Source organism: Amycolatopsis sp. AA4, from assembly GCF_002796545.1.
Classification (GTDB): Bacteria; Actinomycetota; Actinomycetes; order Mycobacteriales; family Pseudonocardiaceae; genus Amycolatopsis.
Window position 1 is genome coordinate 8,038,588 of record NZ_CP024894.1, and the last position, 17,559, is coordinate 8,056,146.

The 17,559-nt window shown below is 69.0% G+C and carries 15 protein-coding genes and 1 tRNA gene; 10 read left to right on the forward strand and 6 right to left on the reverse strand.

Annotated elements, in window-relative coordinates; genetic code table 11:
* Positions 1-27: 27 nt before the first annotated feature.
* Together CU254_RS37190 and CU254_RS44490 are read right to left on the reverse strand one after the other, a co-directional pair.
* Entirely contained in the window at positions 28-3,009 is a 2,982-nt protein-coding gene (locus CU254_RS37190) for a PQQ-dependent sugar dehydrogenase (protein ID WP_009084618.1), read from the reverse strand.
* Between the two features lie 90 nt (positions 3,010-3,099).
* Positions 3,100-3,417: a L,D-transpeptidase gene (locus CU254_RS44490; RefSeq protein ID WP_009084622.1), complete on the reverse strand. Its 318-nt coding sequence runs from the start codon at positions 3,415-3,417 to the stop codon at positions 3,100-3,102.
* On the opposite strand from CU254_RS44490, the gene CU254_RS44495 reads away from it, so the two are divergent.
* Both CU254_RS44495 and CU254_RS37200 read left to right on the forward strand, forming a co-directional pair.
* On the forward strand, positions 3,410-3,787 hold the full coding sequence (locus CU254_RS44495; RefSeq protein WP_009084620.1) for a hypothetical protein: 378 nt from the start codon (positions 3,410-3,412) through the stop codon (positions 3,785-3,787). The genes CU254_RS44490 and CU254_RS44495 overlap by 8 nt on opposite strands.
* A gap of 202 nt (positions 3,788-3,989) precedes the next feature.
* Positions 3,990-4,508 carry a hypothetical protein gene (locus tag CU254_RS37200; protein ID WP_037716080.1) on the forward strand — a complete coding sequence of 173 codons (519 nt, stop codon included), beginning with the start codon at positions 3,990-3,992 and terminating at the stop codon, positions 4,506-4,508.
* On the opposite strand, the gene CU254_RS37205 is transcribed toward CU254_RS37200, so the two are convergent.
* The gene (locus CU254_RS37205; RefSeq protein ID WP_037716082.1) at positions 4,492-5,385 is read right to left on the reverse strand and encodes a serine/threonine-protein kinase; all 894 of its coding nucleotides are present in this window, start codon (positions 5,383-5,385) and stop codon (positions 4,492-4,494) included. The genes CU254_RS37200 and CU254_RS37205 overlap by 17 nt on opposite strands.
* A 17-nt stretch (positions 5,386-5,402) precedes the next feature.
* A complete protein-coding gene (locus CU254_RS37210) occupies positions 5,403-7,145 on the reverse strand; it encodes a class I SAM-dependent DNA methyltransferase (protein WP_037718605.1) in 1,743 nt (580 codons plus the stop codon).
* A 77-nt stretch (positions 7,146-7,222) separates the two neighbouring features.
* Between CU254_RS37210 and CU254_RS37215 the strand changes: the two genes are divergently transcribed.
* Together CU254_RS37215 and CU254_RS37220 are read left to right on the forward strand one after the other, a co-directional pair.
* Entirely contained in the window at positions 7,223-7,972 is a 750-nt protein-coding gene (locus CU254_RS37215; protein ID WP_009084629.1) for a PP2C family serine/threonine-protein phosphatase, read from the forward strand.
* A gap of 63 nt (positions 7,973-8,035) precedes the next feature.
* Positions 8,036-8,120, forward strand: a tRNA-Ser gene (locus CU254_RS37220).
* A gap of 51 nt (positions 8,121-8,171) precedes the next feature.
* Here the strand turns inward: CU254_RS37220 and CU254_RS37225 are convergent.
* Positions 8,172-9,614 carry an MFS transporter gene (locus tag CU254_RS37225; RefSeq protein ID WP_009084631.1) on the reverse strand — a complete coding sequence of 481 codons (1,443 nt, stop codon included), beginning with the start codon at positions 9,612-9,614 and terminating at the stop codon, positions 8,172-8,174.
* 128 nt (positions 9,615-9,742) lie between these two features.
* Here CU254_RS37225 and CU254_RS37230 point away from each other — a divergent pair, with 128 nt between their 5' ends.
* The 6 genes from CU254_RS37230 (at position 9,743) to CU254_RS37255 (ending at position 14,933) form a co-directional block, all read left to right on the forward strand.
* Positions 9,743-10,501, forward strand: a complete 759-nt coding sequence (locus tag CU254_RS37230; RefSeq protein ID WP_199841109.1) for a TetR/AcrR family transcriptional regulator — start codon at positions 9,743-9,745, stop codon at positions 10,499-10,501.
* 42 nt (positions 10,502-10,543) lie between these two features.
* On the forward strand, positions 10,544-10,921 hold the full coding sequence (locus tag CU254_RS37235; protein ID WP_009084634.1) for a nuclear transport factor 2 family protein: 378 nt from the start codon (positions 10,544-10,546) through the stop codon (positions 10,919-10,921).
* Between the two features lie 371 nt (positions 10,922-11,292).
* Positions 11,293-11,553: a hypothetical protein gene (locus CU254_RS37240; RefSeq protein ID WP_009084635.1), complete on the forward strand. Its 261-nt coding sequence runs from the start codon at positions 11,293-11,295 to the stop codon at positions 11,551-11,553.
* A gap of 5 nt (positions 11,554-11,558) precedes the next feature.
* The gene (locus CU254_RS37245) at positions 11,559-11,807 is read left to right on the forward strand and encodes a hypothetical protein (protein ID WP_009084637.1); all 249 of its coding nucleotides are present in this window, start codon (positions 11,559-11,561) and stop codon (positions 11,805-11,807) included.
* Positions 11,808-11,814: 7 nt separating this feature from the next.
* Positions 11,815-14,565, forward strand: coding sequence for an FtsK/SpoIIIE domain-containing protein (locus tag CU254_RS37250; RefSeq protein ID WP_037716085.1), 2,751 nt, complete (start codon positions 11,815-11,817; stop codon positions 14,563-14,565).
* Positions 14,562-14,933: a hypothetical protein gene (locus tag CU254_RS37255; protein WP_009084642.1), complete on the forward strand. Its 372-nt coding sequence runs from the start codon at positions 14,562-14,564 to the stop codon at positions 14,931-14,933. The genes CU254_RS37250 and CU254_RS37255 overlap by 4 nt, the downstream gene beginning before the upstream one ends.
* 82 nt (positions 14,934-15,015) lie before the next feature.
* Here the strand turns inward: CU254_RS37255 and CU254_RS37260 are convergent, their stop codons facing one another.
* Positions 15,016-17,409, reverse strand: coding sequence for an endonuclease/exonuclease/phosphatase family protein (locus CU254_RS37260; RefSeq protein WP_234392783.1), 2,394 nt, complete (start codon positions 17,407-17,409; stop codon positions 15,016-15,018).
* Between the last annotated feature and the right edge of the window lie 150 nt (positions 17,410-17,559).

The window sequence follows — 17,559 nt, forward strand, 5'->3', positions numbered from 1 at the left end:
CTGCCCGACGACCGCCGCCAACGTGCCTCACCACCGATAATCCGCCGTGCTCCCATACCGGTAAACGACGTACCCGCCCTGGAAATCGCTGCGCGCGCCACCGCTGATCGGGTACTCGTCCGAGGTCGGCAACCGCAGGTACCCGTTCTCCCAGCCGAGCGCGGCCCACCGCTTGCGGATCTCTCCCTGCACCATGTGCGCTCCGGTGCCCGGGCTCCAGTAGATCGAGCCACCGCCGGTGAAGTGGTTGTACCGCGCGATTCCGTTGGGAGTACTGGTTTCGTCGGTCGTCGGGTATCCCATCCCGCGCTCCCAACCCAGCGAAGCCCACTTGTCCCGGATCGCCCCGCCGATCTGGTGCGCCCCGGTCGACGGCGTCCAGTAGATCGACCCGCCGATCGTGAAGTGGTTGTACCGGCCCACGCCGTCCGGCGTCACCGACTCGTCCGTGGTCGGGTAGCCAAGACCGCGTTCCCAGCCCAGCGAAGCCCACTTGTCCCGGATCGCGCCGCCGATCTGATGCGCGCCACCGGTAGGCGTCCAATACACCGACCCGCCGGTGAAGTGGTTGTACCGCCCGACCCCGTCGGGAGTCCCGGTCTCGTCGGTGGTCGGATACCCCACCCCGCGCTCCCAGCCGAGGGCGGCCCACTTGGCCCGAATCTGCCCCTGCACCGAATGCGCTCCGGTGGACGGAGTCCAGTAAACCGACGCGGCCTGACTGGCCGGCGTACCGAGCAAATGGTTGTACCGCCCGACGCCGTCCGGAGTCGAAGTCTCGTCGGTCACCGGCGGCCCGTACACCTGGTGCCCGCCGATCGCGAGATACCGAGCCAGGATCTGCCCGCCGATCTCGTGCACCCCGGTGGCCGCGGACCAGTACAACCGCCCGTTCGCGTAAGGCCGGTACCGCACCAGGCCGTCCACCACCTCGGGACCCGTCGGCGCGCCGAGCACACTCTGCAATCCCGGCTCAGCCGCATATCGTTGATCGATCGCCGTCAGGTAGTTCGCGGTCAGCGTCATGTCGCTGGTGCCCACGGTGATCGACCACGAAGAGGTAGCCGGACCGCCCTGCCAACCGGTGAACTTGGAGACCCCATCGGTGCCGACCAACGCCGCGGTCACGTCAAACGTCGCACCCTCAGTGACCATCGAGGTGCTGACGCCGCCCTCGCTCGGGATGCTCAGCGCGGCGGGCTGCGTCCCCACCAACGTCAACCGGTGCTGGCGCGGGTAAGCGACGTACGTCTTGCTCGCCTGCACCCCCGCGCTGTCCGTGACCGTCGCGGTGAATTCCATCCGGGAGTCAGTGTGATCGGTAAACGGAACAGTCCACGTAGGACCAGTTGTTCCGTCCCCTGGATGCACGTGACAGGCCCCGAGATCTGGACAATGCCGAATCAACGACGTCCACGTAACCGGAAGCGGCCCATCCTCGACATCGGTAGCCGTCGCCGACAACGAAACCGGCTCACCGACCGCGAAGTCCTTGTCCGGTGCGGACAAAGTCAGCACTGGCGAGTGATTCCCCGGTGCGACAGCGATCTTCGCCGTCCCGACCCCGCCGAGCGGATCGGAAACCGTCAAGGTCGCGGTGAACGAAGCACCGTCTCCGTACTGGTGGCTGGCCTGAACCCCAGTACCGGTGCTGCCGTCGCCGAAGTCCCAGGAATAGGTGAGCGGATCGCTGTCCGCGTCCGTAGAACCGCTGGCGTCAAAGGAAACCGTACGCGTATCCGGATCCGTCGAAGACGTCGCCTTAGCCACCGGAGGGGAGTTGTTCGTCGAATAGCTCAACCGGCGCAGCAGGCCAGAGTTGAGGTCGCTGAACACGATGTCCCCGTTAGGCGCGGCGGAAATTCTAGTAACCCCACCGACATTCTGGAACGGCGCTGGACTCGTCGGTGCCTGCGTAAGCTTGCCTTGCTCGTCATAACGCAACGTCCAGATCTTCTCCCCCGCGTAGTCGCCGAAGAAGTACGCACCCTGGTAAGCCGCCGGATAAGTAGTGCCGCCATACACGATCCCGCCGGTGACGCAGTTGCCCTGCGACGGATCCGTCCCGTGCTGGTAGTCCCACAACGGCGCGGTGTTCACCGCCGAAGCGCACCGCGAGTCGGTCGAGTAGCCCGGCGTGGGGTGGTTCCCCTCGTAGCAAGGCCACGCGAGATTCGCCCCCGGCTGGACGACGTCCAGCTCTTCCCACGTGTACCAGCCGACGTCGCCGACCACCGGCAGTCCGCTCTTCGGGTCGAGACTGAACCGGAACGGGTTGCGGAAGCCGCTGGCGAACACCTTGCTGCGCGCGGAATCCGGCGCGGCCGCGTTGTAGTACGGATTGCTCGGCACGCCCTTGCCGTCCGCGGTGAGGTGCAGGATCTTGCCGAACGGCGAGTCGAGGTCCTGTGCGACGAAGGCGACCGGGTTGGTCTTGCCCGCGTCGCCGTTGTCGCCGACGGAGTACCAGAGCGTGCCGTCCGGCGCGGGGTAAACCGTGTCGAGGCCGTGGATGTAGTACGGGCTGCCGGGCAGGTCGAAAATCACCTGCTCGCCGGTCAGTCCGGACGGATGCCCCGCGCCGTCGAGCTGCACGGTGAACTTCGCGGCGCGCAGCGTGTACTGGCCGTTGCCGAGCGAGACCGAACGGTTCAGGTAGATCTGGTGCGAGGCGGCGTAGTCCGGTGCGAGGGCGATGCTCGTGAGGCCCATGTCGCCCTGCGTTTCGACCGGGAAGGCGGCGATCCGCGCCGGCGCGCCGCCGCCTGCGGCCGGGACCCAGTTGACGACGCCGGACTTGCCGAGGGCCAGCACGCTGTCGTCGGGCAGCCAGGCGAAGTCGGTGAACTCGTACTGTCCGAGTCCGGTGGGCAGGTCCCGCAAGACGAACCCCGGCGGCAGCGCCGGGGTGCCGGCTGCTGCCGCCGGGGCGACGGCGGTGACCACGGTGGGGACGGCGAGGACCGCGACTGCGGCCACCAGCAGGGAGCGGAGCTTGCGCCAGGCCATTCAGGACCCCTTTCTCAGCGACCGGTAATCGCTCGAAAGGGGGAGTAAGTTGCCGCTATTGGGTGATATTTACTCGACCGTGACGCACGGTCAGGGCACGACCTGGACCACGTCGCCGACGTGCAGGGTGTTGAAGAACCGCAGCGACGACGCCGCCGACAGGTGGATGCAGCCGTGCGAGTACACCTTCAGGCTGCCGGTGTGGAACGCGTCGCCCGGGTAGAAGAAGACCGAGTTCGGCATCGGCGCGTTGTCGAACTGCTTGCTCAGGTGCAGCTTTTCCTTGGAAAGCACGTGGAACGTGCCGGTCGGCGTCGCGTGACCGCTGCGCCCGGGAAGCATCGAAACGGGACCGTAGATCACCTTGCCGTCCTGCAGCAGCCAGGCGCGGTGCGCGGAAATGTCCACGCAAGCGCTGGTCCCGGAAGCAGCGGCGGCCGCCGCGCACGGAACGTCGGCGGTGCTCGGCTCCGGGTCCGCCTTCGGCTTGGGAGCGGGCTTCGGCGTCGGTTTCGGGGTCGGCTTCGCGCTGGTGCTCTCCGGGCTGGCACTGGTCGCCGGGGCAGAACTGCTGGTCGGCGCGCTGGACGACGAACTGGGCACGCTCGCCGCCGCGGCCACCGCGCCGCCGCCGGAAGCCGACCCGGCCGTCCCGCCGGAGCACGCCACGAGCCCGAAAGCCGCGGCCAGCGCCGCCATCCCCACCAGAACCCTCTTCACGATCCGGTACCCCCCGCGTTCGGTCGGGTCCTCTTCCGGACCCGTATCACCCGAATAGACGACCGTCACCCCACCGTGGTTGCTCGGCGATGGTCACGATCCGGCGTCTCCACCTCTGGGTTGAGTCGCGAATCCACCCGGCGCCAGCCCGGACGCCGACGAAAACCGCATCCATTCCGACGACGCTGAAAGCACGCCGGGCACCCTCCCGGCACCCGCCGCCGGCCGGGCGAAGCCGACGACCACCGCGAAGGAACACCGTGAACCTCGGCCCGCTCACCATCGTTCTCTACGCCGCGATCGCGGCACTCGTCCTGTACCGGGTCGTTTACCGGCAGTGGCGCGGCACGCTCCTCAGCCGCAAACGTTTGGTGACGCTCCCCTTCATCCTGACCGCGATCGGCGTGTTCTCCGCCGCCACCACCCTGCAAAGCGCCACCGCGACGGAGTACGCGCTGCTGATCGGCGACGTCGTGCTTCTCGGACTGCTGGGCGTTCTGCGTAGCTCCACTTCGGTCCTCAGTGCCCGCGAAGGCACGACGTTCGTGAAGGGCACTCCGCTCACGTTGGTGCTGTGGTTCACCACCATCGGCGTACGCGTCGGCTTCTCTTTCCTAGGAGCCGCGATGGGCGTCAGCAACGCCGTGACGTCGTCGACGATCATGCTCACGATTGGCATCAGCATCGGCGTACAGAACGCCACCACCTACTACCGCATTCAGAAGCGTGGTCTGCCGCTCTCGGAGCAGACGCCGACGAGCATCAGCGCTCGCCGCTAAGCCCGACCATGCGCGCGTACATCCGCGAAGGACTCAGCACGGTTGGCGGGTGCAGGAATCCCGGCAATGGCGGCAAGTCGCGCGCGAAGGGCACGAGATGCGCGTACAGCACTTCGGCCCCAGACGGTCGCACCGAAGGATCCTTCGCAAGCGTCGCAGCGAGAAGCGCGTTCAGCTCCCGAGGTACGCCAGGAACGACGGGCGCTGTTTCCTTCACCTGCTTGTCGAACACCGCGTACGCCGTCGGCCCGGTGAAGACCGGACGGCCAGTGAGCATCTCGTGCAGTACACAACCAAGCGCGTACAGGTCGCTTCGCGGCTCCGCGTGCCCACGCTGGATCTGCTCTGGAGCCATGTACGACGGCGTACCCAGCAACTGCCCCGCGCGCGTGAAGCGAGCAGTGTCGGCTTCGCGCAACACAGCGAGCCCGAAGTCCATCACCTTCACGCTGCCGTCCGGGCAAAGCATGAGGTTGGCCGGTTTGAGGTCACGGTGACAGACCGCGCGAGCGTGCGCCGCCGACAGCACCGCAGCCGCTTGCGCCGCGATCGCCGCCGCCCACGGCACCGGCAGCGGACCGTGTTCGGCGAGCAGATCGTCCAGCGTCACGCCTTCGACGAACTGCATGACCTGGAACAACCGGTCGTCATGGGCACCGAAGTCGTAGAGCGTGGGCGCGCCGGGATGGTCGAGCGTGGCGAGGATCCGCGCTTCGCGGGCGAAGCGTTCTTCCAGCTCTTCGTCACCGCCGGGAAGCCGAAGCAGCTTGATCGCGACTCGCCGGCCGAGCCGCCGGTCGAGCCCGCGGTGCACCGAACCCATGCCGCCCCGCCCGAGCGGCAGATCGTCGACCTCGTAGCGGTCCGCGATCAGCATGGGCCCCCTCACAGCGCTCACCCGCCACCGGGCTTCAGCCGTCCTTCGGCGAGTGCGGCAAAGCCTAGCCGCACCAGGTCGCGGCCGATTTCCGCGGTTTGCCGCAGCGCCCGGTCGAAGTCCGCGAGCGCGCGGAACGCGACGCCGTACGCACGCTGCGTTTCGAGCGGATGCCGCGGCACCTTGAGCCGGCGCGCGTCGATCCGGGTCGACGCGCTGTGCACCGGGAAGTCCGCGGCGCGCAGGCAGCCGGCGAGGAACTGCGCGTCGAGCAGCTCCGGATCCACGCGATAACGGGAAAGCGCGGGCCCGAGCCGCACCGGCGCTCCACTGTGGACGATCACTGCGCCGGTGACCGACGCGACCACGTCGCCGTCGTGCGCGAACACCGCCGCCGGATCCGGTGCGGCGTGCCCGGTCGGCGGGCCGCCGAGCAGGACGTCGTCGGTGGTCAGCACGGGTTCGTCGCCGTCGGCGGTGCGCGGGGGCGCGTGCGTGATCCGCAGCGCGCCCGCCTTCACCAGCTCGCCGACGGTCGTGTGCGCCGTTTCGCCGGACGCCGGTTCCAACTCGGGCAGCTCGATCCCGATCTGCCCGAAAACCCGTTGCGCGGCAAGGAAAGCCTCGCCCGAATCGCTCTCGCCGGGACGGCCCGACGGGGTCAGGTCGACGTCGTCGTCGAGCACGTCGATGATGCGTTCGCCGAGGTCCGGATCGGCGAGAAAGTCCTGCCACAGCTGCTCGACGTCGTCCGCGGTGGTGTCGGCGATCAACACCGTCGCCGGCGCGCGCCGCTCCGGTTCCGGCCGGGTGAGCAGCCAGAGATCGGTGCCCGGCGCGAGCGTGCACACCGCGCGCAACGCGCCCGCTCGAAGGAGATTGGCCCGGATGCGCTTCCCGCTCCGCCGTCCGGCCGCGGCGCCCGGCATCAACACCGCCACCGCGCCACCGGGTTTCACGTGCGCCAGGCAGTGCTGCACCCACGCCAGCTCCGACTCGCCACGCGGCGGCAGGCCGTACTCCCAGCGCGCGTCGCCGACGAGTTCCTCGTGCCCCCACCCGCGCTCGTTGAACGGCGGATCGCACAGCACGACGTCCGCCAGCCGACCGGCGAAAGCGTCCGCGCGCAACGCATCCGCGGCGTACACCTCGGCGTCCGCGCCGTGCAACCGCAGCCGGATGCCCGCGATCCGCGCCGTGTCCGGGTCGACGTCCTGCCCTCGCGCCCGCGTCGCCGCGGCGGCCAGCAGCAACGAGCCGAACCCGCACGCGGGGTCCAGCACCTTGGCCCCCTTCGCGCCGGTCAGCCGCACCATCAGGTCGGCGTACGCGGTCGGCGTCGGCGAGAGCCGACGGGCGTGTGCTTCGAAGAAGCGATCGCAAAGCTGCTCGAAGGTCTCCGCCGCGCCTTCGCTCGAGGCGAGCTGGGAGATCAGCGCCAGCAGCTCCGGGTCGTCCGGGCCTTCCCCGTCGCCCGCGAGGTACTCGCCGACTGCCGCCAGCCGTGTGCCGAGGTCGAGGTCGTCGCCGAGCGCGCGCAGCCGTTGCCACGCTTCGTCAATCGGCGCCAGCTCGAACGGACGACCGCGCCCGCGCAGCCACGCCTGCACCTCCGGAAGCGAAAACAACGGGCTGGACGCCGTGCCGCCTACGGGTTTGGGAAAATCGTCATGGCGCCGCCGCCAGTTGCTCACCGCCGCCCGGCGCACGCCCGCCAGGCGCGCGATGTCGGCCGCACTCACCGCCGCGTCGTCTGCCATGTCGAGCACGATAGCCGACGACAGCGGTTTCCATCGTTTTGCTTGTTAACTCAGTCAACCAATGGTTTCATGGGGGCATGGCCACCGAGCAGACCCGGTTCACCCTGCGGTACTCCGCGGGCTCGGACCAAGGGCGACGACGCCCCAACAACGAGGACTCCGTGTACGCCAGCGGGCGGCTGCTCGTGGTGGCGGACGGGATCGGCGGCCAGCCGCACGGCGAAGTGGCCAGCTCGACCGCGGTCAGCGTGCTGGCCTCGCTGGACGCGGAGCTGCGCACCCTGGACCTCACCGCGCACAACCTGTCGAACCTGCTCTCCGACGGCGTCCGCCGGGTCGCCGGGCAGCTCGCGCGCGTGGCCGAGGAAACCCCCGCCACGCATGGCATGGGCACTACCCTCACCGCGCTGCTGTTCGACGGCACCCACTTCGCCGCCGCGCACGTCGGCGACTCCCGCGGCTACCTCCTGCGCGACGGCGAACTGCAGCGCATCACGCGCGACCACACCCTGGCGCAGGCCCTGGTCGAAGACGGCACGATCAGCGCCGCCGACGCCGACCACCACCCGCGCGGCTCGATGCTGATGAAGGCACTCCTGAGCACCGGCTCGGCCGAACCGGACGTCTGGGAATTCACCCCGCACCCCGGCGACCGCTACCTGCTCTGCTCCGACGGCCTCACCGCGGGCGCCAGCGAACCGGCCATCCAGGAGGTCCTCTCCCAGGGCGCCCCGGAGGAAGTCGTCCCGAGGCTCATCGCTTTGGCCAACGAGGGCGGCGGCCCGGACAACATCACCATCGTGGTCGCCGACGTCGTCCCGGCCTGAGCCCGTCGCCGCAGGTCGGACCACCTGCGAAAGGCCGGAGGGCCATCCGGTATTCTTCCCCACGGAGGATTGGCCGAGCGGCCTAAGGCGCACGCTTGGAAAGCGTGTTGGGTTCACGCCCTCGCAGGTTCGAATCCTGTATCCTCCGCCGCGGTAAGACGAAGGTCCCGGTTTCTCAGAAGCCGGGACCTTCGTCGTTTCACCGAGTGCGCGCGATCACCACAGCCGCGCCGAGAGTCAGTGCCGCGCACACCGCCGCTGCCACTCGGGTTTCCGTGCCGAACGCCGCGAAGGCCGCCTCTCGCAGCGCGTCTCCGGGCGGGAGCTTCGCCGCGGACTCCAGGGTTTTCCCGCCCTCCGGCCCCATCGCCGAGCGGTACACGGCCGCGCCGATGCTTCCCAGCAGGGCGATTCCCATCGCGCCCCCGAACTCCGCGGACGTCTCCGCCATCGCCGACGCCATTCCGGCTCGTTCCGGGGGCGCGGCGGACAGAATCACGTCCGTCACCACCGCCGCGACTCCGGCGATGCCGAGCGACACCACCGTGAGCGCCGCGATGAAAGACCCGACTCCGGGCGGCGGGAACGTCAGCACGACGAAGCCCGCCGCGGCCACGAGCAGGCCGATCGCCATCACGCGCGGTTTGCCGATCCGGGCGGCCAGCGTGGCGGCCGCGGCGATCCCGATCGGCATCACGGCGAACGTCGGCAGCGACCACAGCGCCGACTCCAGCGGGCTCATCCCCAGCACGACCTGCAGGTACTGCCAGGTGAACAGGTTGAACCCGACCAGCGCGAACGTCGCCAGCAGATCGATCAGCAACGGCACCGCGAACGCGCGCGACCGCACCAGCGCGAGGTCGATCAGCGGACGCGCGGCGGTGCGCTGACGCCGCACGAAAGCCACCCCGACAGCGAGCCCGGCAACACAGCTCGCGATCGGCAGCCAACCGAAGCCGTGCGCGGCGAGTTGCTTGACGCCGTAGACGATTCCGAGCACGGACCCGATCGACAACACCGCGCCAAGCAGGTCGAAGCGGCCTTGCACGGGCACCCGGTGTTCGGGCAGCAGCAACGGACCGAGCATCAACAGGAGAAGCATCACCGGCACGTTGATCAGGAACACCGAACCCCAGTGGAAGTGCTGGAGCAGCAGGCCGCCGATGATCGGGCCGAGCACGGCACCGCCCGCGAAACCCGCTGTCCACAGGCCGACCGCCGTCGCGCGCTGCCGGGCATCGTGGAACATGCTGCGGATCAGCGCGAGGGTAGAAGGCGCGAGCGTGGCCCCGGCGATGCCGAGCAGCATCCGGGCGACGATGAGCATCGTCGGCGTGGCGGCGAAAGCGGCGAGGACCGACGCGCCGCCGAACGCCGCCGCTCCGGCCATCAGCAACCGGCGGCGGCCGATCCGGTCGCCGAGCGTGCCCATGGTGATGAGCAGGCCGGCCAGCAGGAAACCGTACGAATCCATGATCCACAGCAGTTGCGCGCCGCTCGGCTCCAGATCGGCGGTCAACGACGGCATGGCAACGAACATCACCGACATGTCCATCGACGCCAGCACGCACGGCAGCAGCAGGACAGCCAGCCCGAGCCATTCCCGTGGACCGGCTTTCGCGGAGGTTGATTCTTCGAGCATGCGTACAAAGTACGCATGCTCGACGGCAACCCTCAAAGTCTTTTATCCGGCGCAGTTATGCGGCCATTATCCAACGCGTTAGACTTTCCGCACAGCCAGTCGATGTGTGACGAAAAGAGGTGCCTCGGGTGCAGTGCGGATCCTGCGGAAAGCCGCTCGCCGCTCCGGATCGGGGCCGTCCGCGGCAATACTGCTCAAGGGCCTGCCAGGCGAGGGCGTACCGCGCTCGCAAAGCAGAGTCCGAAGAGGACCGCGGCCACCTGACTGTCGACCGGATCGTGCGGGCGGGGATCGCGGTCGCGGACGCCGAGGGGCTCGAAGCGCTGTCGATGCGCCGGGTGGCGGCCGAACTCGGCGCGGGAACCATGGCGCTGTACCGGCACGTCGCGTCCAAAGACGACCTGGTGGCGCTGATGGTCGAAGCGGCGCTCACCGAGGTCCCGCTGCCGGAAACCCCGCCGCGAGACTGGCGCGACGGGCTGGAGCGCGCTGCGTACCGCGACTGGGACCTCTACCACCGGCACCCGTGGATCCTGGCGAAAGTGCTGGTGACCACCCGGACCCACGACAGCCCCGCGCTCTCCGCGGACAGCGAGCACGCGTTCGCCTCCTTCGACGGCCTCGACCTCGACCCGGCGGACGCGTTCCGGTACCTGTTCCTGTTCGCCTCGTACGTGCAAGGCGTCGCGCTCACCTACGTCAGCGACGTGGAGGCGGAACGCCGCGGCGCACCGGTGCACCACCCGAGCTTCGACGCCTACCCGCGCCTCGGCAAGGCGATGCGGGCGATGGCCGACCCGTGGGAGCTGGACGAACTGTTCGCGTCCGGGCTCTCCGGTGTGTTGGACGGGATCGCGGCCGATCTGGCGGGCAAGGGAATCCTCTGACGGCACCCGCTCCCGCCCCTCGGACGCTGGCAGAATTCGTTCATGGACCACCGCGCAGCTCAAGAATTCGCCACCCACTGGGCCAAGGCCTGGAACGCCCACGACCTCGACGCCCTGATGACCCACTTCGCCGACGGCGTGACCTTCCGGTCCCCGGTCGCGATCCAGGTGCTCGGCGGCGACGGCGTGATCCGCGGCAAGGAGGCGCTGCGCGCGTACTGGGCCGAGGGGCTGCGCCGGATTCCCGACCTCCGCTTCGAGGTCCTCGGCGTCTATGTCGGAGTCGACGCGCTCGTCATCAACTACCGCAACCAGAAGGGCGGGCTGGTCAGCGAGGTCCTGGTCTTCGACGGCCCGCTCGTCGTCGAGGGCTACGGCACCTACCTCGGCGACGACCCGAATCCGGCCGGCGCTCGCTGAACCGGGCGGCGGGCCGTCGCTGTCCGCAACCGGGGCAGGGGCTCGGCTCGGCCGAACGGGCCTACCCGCTAGGCTTCGCCGCAGACTTCATCGCAGCCGTCCGGAGAGGTTTCCCGGTGTCACGAATACCGTTTTGACCTGGGCGTCGGCCGCCGCACGCACGCCGAGAACCCGCAGGTCAGAAGGCTGAAACGCGGGTTTCGGGCACCGCGTGCGCACACGGGAAGCCGACGCCTGACAGGCCCCGGACCGCTGACCGCGTCCGGGGCTTTGTCGATTCTCCCGTTCTCACTTACTTACCGAAGACACCTGATCACGCTAAGTTTGTATGTGGTCGTTTCAGCCCACGACGCACCGAGGAGCCCGCCCCCATGGCCGGAGTGGAAGAGATCCGCGCTGGTATCGCGCTCGCGAACGAGAAGGCGTCCGCGAGCATCGCCGCGCTGCAGCAGGCAGCGCAGGCACTCGAAGAAGCACAGCTGTCGCTGTCCCAAGCCACCCAGGGCAGCAGCCAGCACGAGGTGAATCAGGCGCACGGCCTGCTCGCCGAAGCGCTGCAAGGGATCACCGGCATGCAAAGCACCATCCAGGCCGGCATCTCGTCGGCCGATTCCTACTCGGCGCGGCTTTAACGCCGATGTCGGGGCTCGCCGAAATCCACCAGTTGCTCACCGCCGCGCGAGCGGGGGTCGGCGACGGACGGGCGCACGCCGAGCGGGCGAGGACTCTGCTCGGCGACGCCCGGCGCGCACTCGTCGACGCGCAGGCCAAGGCAGATCCGTGGCTGCCGGGGCAATTGGCGCAGGCCGACGAGGCACTCGAGCACCTCCTCACCCGTTTAGCCGCCGCCGACGATCTGGTGGGCGGCTACCAGTCACGTCTGTAGGGATGAGATGGCCAGCAAGGCAGCCGAGCAGCGCAACCGTGTGCAAACCGCCCTCGACCGGGTCCGGCACCAGATCGGGCTCGTGCTCGGGGCCGCGGCGGGCGCGCGCGAAATGGCCGAGGCCGAGGTGGCCCGGCTGACGCTGGAACAGGAGATCGTCCGGGTCGGCATGGACCACGCCGATCCGGCGCAGCAGACGGAGTGGGCCCGGCATCCGGCGGCGCACGAGGTGTTCGCCGCGCTCGGCGGCACCCGCGCCGCCTTCTACACCGACTGGAGCGCCGGTCCCGGCGAACTGCGCGACCTCGTCGCCGCGCACGCGCCGGGCCCGGCCGGGCGGCCGCCGAGCGAATGGCTCGGCCGCGTCGGCACGAATCCGGGCGTCACCGCGCCCGGCCTGTGGCGGGTCGGGTCGGCCACCGCGGCCGGCCGCGACATCTCGCGCACGTTCGACGTCGCCGTGCCGCTGCTGGACGAATCGCACCTGGCCATCACGTCCGCGCCGAAAACGCGGCCGGTGGTCGACGGAATCGTGCAGGGCCTGCTGATGCGCGTGCTGTCCGCGTTCGAGCCCGGTGCGGTGAAAATCCACCTGTGGGACGTCGGGCAGCTCACCGCGATCCTGCCGGACCTGTACCCGCTCAGCCGCACGAGCGCGCTGTCGCTGTACGACCCGACGCGGCTGGAGGATCTGCTCGACGAACTCGCCGGGCACATCCGCCGGATCCACGCCACCGGCATGCAGGCGGGCCACACCTCGTTGCGGGAACTGCGAAAAGCCACCGGCCAGCGCTTGGAGCCGTACCGGATCGCGGTGCTGTACGGCAACGGCGAAACCCTCGACGCGGAACGCGCGCGCGACCTCAAACGCGTGGCCAGCGGCGCGCTCGCGGCCGGGATCTGCCTGATCCTGGTGGACGTGCCGACCGCGGTGAGCGCGTCGATCGAAACGCTCAGCCTGCTGGACGAACGCCGCGCGGTCAGCAGCATGACCGGCAGCGACCTGGTCGTCGACCTCGACCCGCCGATGCCGTCCGGGCAGGTCATCCGCGCGGCGAACCGCATCGCCGAAGCCCTGATTTCCAAACAGGGCGGCCCGCGTTCGTTCGCCGACCTGATGCCCGCCGAGATCGGACAGGAGAGTTCCGCGCGGGAATTGCGCGCCCCGATCGGGTTCCACGAGGGCGAAGCCGTCGAAGTGGTGATCGGCGACGCGAGCCCGCACGCGCTCATCGGCGGCCCGAGCGGTTCCGGGAAAACGAACTTCCTGTACGCCTTGCTCGGCAGCCTCGCCGCGCGCTACTCGCCGGACGAGCTGGCGTTGTACCTGCTGGACTTCAAGGAAGGCGTCTCGTTCGCCGGTCTCGCGCCCGGTCGCAAGGACTCCAGCTGGCTGCCGCACGCGAAACTCGTCGGCGTCAACGTCAACACCGACCGCGAATTCGGCCTGGCGCTGCTGCGCTTCCTCGCCGACGAATTGCGCCGCCGGTCCGCCGCGGCCAAGGAGCATGAGGTCACGAACCTGGCCGACCTGCGCGAACAGGATCCGGGCGGACACTGGCCGCGGATCGTCGCGGTGATCGACGAATTCCAGTACCTCTTCGCCGGACGCGACCAGGTCACCGCGCAGGCCACGCAATTGCTCGAAGACATCGCGCGCCGCGGTCGTTCGCAGGGCATCCACCTGGTGCTGGCCAGCCAGGACGTCGCGGGCATCGAAGCCTTCTGGGGCAAACCCGCGGTCTTCGAGCAATGCACGCTGCGCATCGCGATGCCGAAGGCGCGCCGGGTGCTCGCGGAAACGAACAACGCGGCCGTCTCCGCTCCCAAGTGGCACGCGGTGATCAACCACGATTCCGGTGTCGCGCACGGCAACCAGCTCGCGCACGTCCCGGATGCGAGCACCCGCAACGTTTTCGTGAACCTGCAGCAAAAACTGTGGGAACTCTACGCCGGCCGGTTTACCCGGCCGCGTCTGTTCGACGGGGCGCATTCGCCGGTGCTGGAACAGTTCCCGGCGTTTATGGAACTCAAGCCGAGCCCCCAGCCGCGGGCGATCCTCGGCCAGTCGATCGACGTCACCGAGGCCGCCTGCGGGGTCGAACTGCCCCGAGTTCCCGGCCGAAACGTCGCGGTCCTCGGCGGCGCGACCGCGGAAGCGCTGTCCATTATGGACTCCGCGGCTCGCTCGCTTTCCAAGCAGCTCAAGGAAGGCGAAGTCGAGTTCCTGCTGCATTGCCCGATCGAAGCGAGTTCGTCAGCCGTCGTGGACCTCAAGGACCGGCTGGTCGCCGAAGGACATCTCGCGACGCTGACCGACAACCTGTCCGCTGACCTGGAGACCATCGTCGATTCGCTCGACACGACGACGCCGCGCATCCTGCTGCTGTACGGAGTGGACGCCGCGCTGCCGTCTTTGGAAGCCAAGGCCGTCGGTCAGCTGAAGAGCGGCCTGGACCACCTGCGCACGCTGCTGAAAAACGGCCCGTCGCACGGCGTCCACACCATCGGCTGGTGGCGCAGCGTCGCCCGGCTCAAGGACACCCTCGGCTTCGGCGGCACGGACGACATCGGCACCTGGGCCGCGCTGGACGTCCAGGGCAACGAACTGTCCCCGTTCGCCGCGGGCCAGGTCGTGCACTGGTCGCCCCGCCCGGGCCGGGCTTTGTTCTTCGACCGCACCACGCACGGGGCGCCGGAAGTCATCATCCCGTTCCAGCGCCCGGAAACCGAGCCGACCGCGGGAGGCACGCCGTGACCGAGGGAACCACCAGCCCCGCCATGCGCTACAAGGAAATCGTGGGATTGGCCCGCGGTTCGGCGGACAACCTGCGCGCGTGGGAACTGGCCCGAGCGGACGAAATCGAACGCCAGCTGGCAGACGCGCACGCCGCGGTTGCTGCCGCTCGGGAACGCGAGGAGAAGGCCCACGAACGCGCGAGCCGGTGGTGGAAAATGGCGCTGCACAACGTTTCGCGGCTGAGCTTTGTCGAGGCATTGGACGACCCGCAGCCGGTTACTACGGCTCGGCCGCAGTATCTGGACCGGTATTTGGAAGAGGTCAAGCCGAGTTATCAGGAACTGGTGCAGGCAGTCCTGGGGCTCGGCTGGCGAGCAAAACGCTGACCTCGCGCCGGGCTGGCCAAAGTCCGTGAAGGACTCCTTGAGGGAATCTGATTCCCTCAAGGAGTCCTTCACGAACAACTAGCTACGCCGTTCGGTGCAGCAAGCGGTCCAGCTGGTCGAGCACGTCGTTCGCGAAGTCCGCGAACGGATTCCCCGCCGAAGGACGGAAGCGCACCACCTGCGGGTCGTGATCGCTGGCCTGGTCAGCGAACTCGGCATTCACATGCACGACGTCGTAATCCACCCCGCGCGGAGCACCCGACGCCAGAATGTGGTCCAGCACCTGCGATTGCCCCTCGTACACGTAGCTGTACCGCTCAGCCGGAGGCAGCGTCGAAATCAGGTCCTTCAACAACCCACCCGAGGTCAGCTTCGCCAACGCCGGCGAGAACTGGTAGTCGTTCAAGTCACCGGCCACCACGACGTTCGCCCGCGGGTCCGCCCCGAGCAGCTGCGCCACAAAACCCTGCAGCACAGTCGCCTGCTTCTGTCGCTGCACCTCGGAGCTGCGCGTCGGCGGCTGGTAGCGGCCGTGCGTCGGCTGGTCGCCGCCCTTCGAGTTGAAGTGGTTGGCCAGCACGAAAACCGTGCGGCCGCGGAACACGAACTCGCCCGCCAACGGCTTGCGGCTGTCCTCCCACGCCTCGTTGCCCGGGTCGACCCGGCCCGGCGACTGCGTCAGATGCGCCTTGCCGTGGTCGGAAACCACGCCCACCGAAGAGGTCGGGCTGCCGCCCGGTCGATCCACAAAGGACACCCGCGCCGGGTTGAACAGGAAGCCGACGCGGATGTTGCCGCCCGGCTGTCCGCCGTCCTCGTCGTTCACCGGGTTGATCTGCCGCCACTGGTACTGCGGTCCGCCCGCGGCAACGATCGTGTCGGTGAACTTCTTCAGCGTCGCGTCGGCATCGACCGTGCCGTCGTCGGTCGCGCCGCTGTTGTCCTGAATTTCTTCCAGGGTAACGATGTCCGGCGTCGCGAGGTTGTCGACGATGCCGTGCGCGAGCTGCGCGTACTTGGTGTCCGAATCGGACGGTGCGAGGTTCTCGACGTTGTACGTCGCCACCGAAAGCTCGCCCGGACGCTGTTTGCGCGTCGTTTCCCTCTGCAGCTTGTTGTCCTTGGCCGCACCCAGCTTCGACGCGAGCAGCGTGTAGCCGCCGTAGTTGCTGTACTCCACCGGGCCGGAGGTGACGCCGGTGAGCACGTCGCCGGTGTTGACCTTCGGAGCCGCCTGCTGCGCGGCCGGAATGATCGACTGCACCTTCAGCACGCCAGTGTTGATCTTGTCGTAGCCGAGGTAAACCGTGCCGCCGCGCGGGGTCGGGTTCTGCTGCGGTTTCGTGGTCACGTAAAGCTCGCCGTACTTGTTGCTCGGCCCGACCACGCGCGCGTCCGAGATCTGGACGATCTCGCTTTCGTGCGCTTCCCAGAAGTCCAGCGCGTACTTCGACGGCTCGAGCGGCAACGACTCGATGTTGCCGCCCGCGTTGGGAGCCAGCACATCCGGCACCTGGTCCGGGGTCAGCACGGTCGGGGCGGGCAGCGGGTTGCCCGCCGAGTCGACCGTCCACTGTGCACTGGTCAGCTCGGTCAGCGACTGGTAGTTCGACGTCGCGGGCGCGTCCGGGTAGTACTCCTTGACCTTGCCCCGCGCGGTGATCGCGTCGCCGACCGCGACCGCCGGCGTCGTCGAGCCGGTGAAGACGAACAGGCCCTCGCTGGTGCGCGGGTCGCTGTCCGGATGCGGGTCGGTGATCCAGAACCCGCGCGCCGAACCGAAGCTCCGCACCGCGGTGACGATGCCGGTGACGTCCTCGACCTGCTTGTCCTTGAACGGCGAGATCCGCGTCGTGCCCTGGATGTCGTGGATCTTCGCCGGAACACCCGGTTCGCCCGGCTGCGTGCCGGTGGTCTCGCCCTTGGTGTTGGTGGGCGTCGGGTCGCCGACGGTGAAGTCCGCGCTGTTGTCGTCGGTGTCGGCGAGCGTCGCCGCCCGCGCGACCGAGGTCGTGTTGGACGGCGCGGCGGCCGGATTTCCTTCGCGGACAACGGCATCGCCGAAGCCGACGAGGTCCTTGACGCGGCTGTCGGCCAGGCAGTCAGCGGCGGTCTTGCAGGTCAGCGGCGCGCTGTCGGACACGAGCGCGACGGTGCCCGCGGTCGCGGACATCGCGATGCCGCCGGTCGCGTCGGGCGTCGGCAGCGCGACCGTGCCGCCGTTCCCCTTCCCCTCCGCGACGAGGTAGCGGCCCTTCGGCGCGACGGACCCGGTGAGCGGCGTGACCTGCCACTTGCTCGACGCGCTCGCCGAACCGGGCAGGTACTGGACGCTGTACCCGTCGAGCGCGACCGGCGCGCCGCCGTGGTTGGCCAGTTCGATGAAGTCGTTGGTGAGCGTGGCGCCGGAATTGCCGCCGCCGCCGTAGACCTCGGCGATCAGGGCGTCCGCGCTCGGCGCCGCGGCAGCGGGCACGGCCAGTCCGCCGAGCGCGAGAGCAGCGGCGGAGACGGCAACCGCGCCTCTGGTCAGTCTTGTCCCACCGGCGCTGCGGCCCCCGGCGGGACGACGGGATATGGTCACCCTGAGTCCCCTCTGCATGACAACGGTCGAGGCATCGTCCCC